We start from the raw sequence: 715 nt of genomic DNA on the forward strand, positions 1-715 counted from the left end.
ACTACGGCGACGTACGATGAACTTGTCAGTACGCTTGTTGCTACGGGTCTTCTTACCTTTGGTCTGAACGCCCCACGGAGTTACCGGGTGCTTACCAAAGTTACGACCTTCACCACCACCGTGCGGGTGATCGACTGGGTTCATCGCCGTACCGCGAACGGTAGGACGAATACCACGCCAACGTGCAGCACCTGCTTTACCCAGAACGCGAAGCATATGTTCAGCGTTACCGACTTCACCCAGGGTGGCGCGGCAATCAACTGGAACTTTACGCATTTCGCCAGAGCGCAGACGCAGAGTTACGTAGGAACCATCACGTGCGACGATCTGAACGTAGGCACCAGCAGAACGAGCCAGCTGGCCGCCTTTACCTGGTTTCATTTCTACGTTATGAACCGTTGAACCTACTGGGATGTTGCGCATAGGCAGGGTGTTACCCGCTTTGATTGCAGCATCAACACCAGATTGGATCTGGTCACCAGCTTTCAGGCCTTTCGGCGCCAGGATATAACGGCGTTCGCCGTCTTTGTACAGAACCAGCGCGATGTTCGCGGAACGGTTCGGATCGTACTCCAGACGCTCAACCACAGCAGGGATACCATCTTTGTTGCGTTTGAAGTCAACCAGACGATAATGTTGCTTGTGGCCACCACCGATATGACGGGTGGTGATACGGCCATTGTTGTTACGACCACCGCTTTTGCTCAGTTTCTCA

1 protein-coding gene is annotated in these 715 nt (G+C 54.0%); it reads right to left on the reverse strand.

All coding sequences use genetic code 11. The annotated features are described in order from the left end of the window. Window positions 1–715, reverse strand: a 715-nt coding sequence (rplB, locus tag N6G83_RS54460; RefSeq protein WP_260524440.1) for a 50S ribosomal protein L2, incomplete at both ends; no start/stop codon positions are given.

It is taken from the genome of Serratia sp. PL7, assembly GCF_945957435.1.